A 3,685-nucleotide genomic window follows, 5' to 3' on the forward strand; every position below is an offset into this window, starting at 1 on the left:
GGATCTGCGGAGATGCGCATGACTGATGTGAGCACCGGCAAAGTGGTAGTGAACAGGGTGATGTCGCTGGACGGCTTCATCGCCGGACCGGGCGACGCGATGGACTGGTTCGGCGAACTCGTGACGGCGGAGGCGTTCGGAGAGGTCATGACGGCCACGGGCGCCATGCTCATCGGCCGGCGCACCTACGAGGTCAGCAAGGGGATGGCCGAGCAGGAAACCCCGTACGAAGGGGGAGCACTGTTCGTCCTCACCCACGAGCCTCCCGACGAGCCGGACCCTGCCGTCACATTTCTCACGTGCGGACTCGAGGAAGCCGTCGCCACGGCACGCAGCGCCGCGGGCGGCAAGAACCTGGAGATCCTCGGCGCCGACGTGGCCGCCCAGTGCCTGCAGCACGGGCTCGTCGACGAGATCCTGGTGTATATCGCGCCGGTGCTGCTCGGCGACGGCGTCCGCTTCTCGCCTCCCAGCCTCGACCGGGTCGACCTGGAACCATTCAGCAACACCCAAGTGGGCGCCGTCACGATACTCCGCTTCAACGTGCGGAAGTAGGCCCAGCTCAGGTCAGGAGCGAGTGGACCAGCCCGCCGATGCGCCACGCGGTCAAGCCCGCCAAGATGGCGAGCCCGATGGCCATGAGGCACCCTTGCCCGCCAGAGATCCGCTCGACCGGGCGGGGCGGTGACGGGTCGAGGGCCGACCAGACGGGCCGCGGGTTCGAGGAGCAGGAAGGCCAGCGCGCCGACCTGCCCGACGGTGAACAGCCGGAACCACGCCCACCACCGGCCCGAACGCCGGCCCGGCGCGGGCAGCAACGGCTCAACCACCGTCCACCGCGTTGGGAAGCTTCGATATTCGTTGCTCGCTTGTTGGAGGCGGCCGGCACGCACTCGGCGCGGCGGGTGCGGGTCCGGCCCGTAGCAGCGGGTGAAGGGGATATATGGCTTGCACAGGCGCGGGCTGGGAGTTTGACTGCTCGCCATGCCTTTCCCCTCACCGGTCTTCGTTGCGGGTACGGGTCGTTCGGGAACGTCACGGATCGCCGACATCATCGGCGAACATCCGCTGATCCATCGGATTCCCATGGAGACCAGGTTTCTCGTCGACCCGGGTGGCCTGCGGGACCTGGCCGACGCGCTCACCGATCGATACGACCCCACTGTCGGTGAGGACGCCCTGCGCCGGCTGAGCGACTTCCTCACCGTACGAGTGCCCGGCCGGCGCGACGATCGTGGCAAAACCGTTCCCGAGCTGGTCGGCGAGCGGCGCTACCGGGACGCGGTGCAACAGCTCTGGCCGCAGTTGATCGCGTACACATACGACGAACCTGCACCCGCGGAAGGCTTCGGGAACGCCGACCGGCCTGCCGGGCCGTTCGAGCCGCTGAGCCGCCGGCGGGTACTTCCCAGGTATTTCAGCGACCGGGGCGAGCTGCTCGGAATCCTGCGGGGCCTGATCGACACCATGTTCGGCGGAGCAGCCGCCGACGCGGGCAAGCCGGCCTGGTGCGAGAAGACACCGTTCAACCTGCTGTGCATGGAGTTCCTCTGGGAACTGGTCCCCGAAGCGACCATCGTGCACATCAAGCGTCACCCGGTCTCGGTGCTCACATCCCACCTGGCCCAGCCATGGGCACCGTCCACCGTCGACGGCGCGCTTGCCTACCTCAAGCCGATCTACCACCGATGGCTCACCTGGAAGGACACGGTCGACCTGACGGGCAGGCGATACATCGAGGTGAAGGCAGAAGATCTCGCAGCCGACTGGCCCGGGCAGCGCCGCGCGCTGTTCGAACGGCTCGACGTCGACGACTTCGCCACCCCTTCAATGTTTCAGTCGCACAAGCTGACGCACCGCAACGACCAATTCGACGACGAAACCCGCGAATTCATCGAAGAAGCACTCGGCAAGATCATCCCGGCCATGGGATATGAGTGACGCTCTGGCTCTCCACCTTGACGACGCCGCGTCGCGCCCTTCGAACGCCCGGTAAGACGCTGCTTCAGCCAGACCGCATCGCGGACCACTCGTTCCTAGCTTTCCGGCCGTCTATGAGCCCGTCCTTATGGGCGGGTGCACGCTTCTGGCCGCGATACGCGCGGCGGCTTGGACGCCCTGGACCGGCCGCCGCTGCACGCAGGGATTCGGTCGGGATCCGTGGGCGCTACCGCAGTTGGTCGCGGCGGCGGGTCAGGTAGGCGGTCTCGGCGGTGTTGCCCGCTAGGTCGATGGCTTTGTCGTAGGCTGCGCGGGCCTGCTGGCTGCGGCCCAGCCGGCGCAGCAGGTCGGCGCGGGTGGCGTGGTAGGCGTGATAGCCGGCCAGCTTGTCCTCGAGGCGGTCGATGGTCGCCAGTGCCACCTGCGGGCCGTCGAGCTCGGCGACCGCGATGGCCCGGTTGAGGGCGATGATCGGCGAGGGGTCGAGGCGGACGAGCTGGTCGTAGAGGGCGAGGACCTGTGACCAGTCGGTGTCGCGTATGTCGCGGGCGGAGGTGTGCACGGCGTTGATCGCCGCGAGGATCTGGTAGCGGCCCGGAGCCACGCCGGCGGCCAGGCGCTCGCGCACCAGCCGATGGCCCTCGGCGATCAGCGCCTTGTCCCAGGCGCCACGGTCCTGCTCGTCGAGGGCGACCAGTTCGCCGTTGGCCGAGACCCGGGCGGTGCGGCGGGCCTCGATCAGGAGCATCAGCGCCAGCAGACCGGCCACCTCACCGTCGTGGGGCAGGAGGGCATGGATCAGGCGGGTGAGCCGGATCGCCTCGGCGGTCAGGTCGTGCCGTAGGGGGTCGGTGTCGGGGCCGGTCGCCAGGTAGCCCTCGTTGAAGACGAGAAAGAGGACGGCGAGTACGCCGGTGACGCGGGCTGGGAGATCCTCGGCGGACGGCATCCGATAGGGGATGCGCGCCGCTTTGATCTTGGCCTTTGCGCGGGTGATCCGCTGCCCTATGGCGCTTTCGGCTACCAGGAAGGCGCGGGCGATCTCGGGCACGGTCAGGCCGCCGACCATGCGCAGTGTCAGCGCCAGTCGGGCTTCCATGGCGAGGGCTGGGTGACAGCAGGTGAAGATCAGCCGGAGCCGGTCGTCGTCGATGGCGCCGAGAGGCTCGGGTGGGTTGTTGTCGTACACCAGCTGAGCCTCCTTGTGCTTGTCGTCGCGCTTGTTCTCGCGCCGGAGCCGGTCGATGGCCTTGCGGACGGCGGTGGTGGTCAGCCAGGCGCCGGGGTTGGGCGGCACGCCGTCGGCCGGCCACCGCTCCACGGCGGTCGTGAACGCCTCGGCCGCTGCTTCCTCGGCGATGTCGAGGTCACCGAAGCGTCTGGTCAGGGCGGCGACCAGCCGGACCCACTCCTCGTGGTGGGCCCGGGTGACCGCCTCGCGGACGTCGGCCCTGTTCACAGGAACGGCCGCACCTCGATCTTCCGATCGCAGACCTTCGACGCCTCGGCGGCGAGCTTGAGCGCCACATCCAGATCGGGGGCCTCCCACACCCAGACGCCGGCGAGGTACTCCTTCGATTCCACGAAAGGCCCGTCGCTGAACACCGGCTGCTCGCCCCGGTTGTCGATGACCGTGGCCGCGTCGGTGTCCGCGAGTCCGCCCGCGAAAACCCAGTAGCCCTCGGCGATCAGTCGTTCGTTGAACGCGCTGATGGCAGGCTGCCTGTCCGTGCTGCCGGGATTG

The 3,685-nt window shown here is 68.5% G+C and carries 4 protein-coding genes; 2 read left to right on the forward strand and 2 right to left on the reverse strand.

All coding sequences use genetic code 11. From position 1 onward, the window contains the following. Positions 1 to 555, forward strand: a 555-nt coding sequence (locus tag FXF52_RS40640) for a dihydrofolate reductase family protein (RefSeq protein WP_222870954.1), incomplete at its 5' end; no start/stop codon positions are given. A gap of 429 nt (positions 556 to 984) precedes the next feature. Further along, on the forward strand, positions 985 to 1,941 hold the full coding sequence (locus FXF52_RS40645; protein ID WP_148804954.1) for a sulfotransferase: 957 nt from the start codon (positions 985 to 987) through the stop codon (positions 1,939 to 1,941). Positions 1,942 to 2,167: 226 nt separating this feature from the next. Here the strand turns inward: FXF52_RS40645 and FXF52_RS40650 are convergent, their stop codons facing one another. Next, a complete protein-coding gene (locus FXF52_RS40650; RefSeq protein ID WP_148804955.1) occupies positions 2,168 to 3,400 on the reverse strand; it encodes an RNA polymerase sigma factor in 1,233 nt (410 codons plus the stop codon). After that, on the reverse strand, positions 3,397 to 3,654 hold the full coding sequence (locus FXF52_RS40655; RefSeq protein ID WP_222870955.1) for a YciI family protein: 258 nt from the start codon (positions 3,652 to 3,654) through the stop codon (positions 3,397 to 3,399). The genes FXF52_RS40650 and FXF52_RS40655 overlap by 4 nt, the downstream gene beginning before the upstream one ends. Positions 3,655 to 3,685: the final 31 nt, after the last annotated feature.

The organism is Micromonospora sp. MP36, assembly GCF_008119785.1.
In the GTDB taxonomy this organism is placed as follows: domain Bacteria; phylum Actinomycetota; class Actinomycetes; order Mycobacteriales; family Micromonosporaceae; genus Micromonospora.

Bases quoted from the DNA above. Each gene is read 5' to 3' on its own strand.
- FXF52_RS40645 (WP_148804954.1), top strand. From the start codon at position 985: ATGCCTTTCCCCTCACCGGTCTTCGTTGCGGGTACGGGTCGTTCGGGA.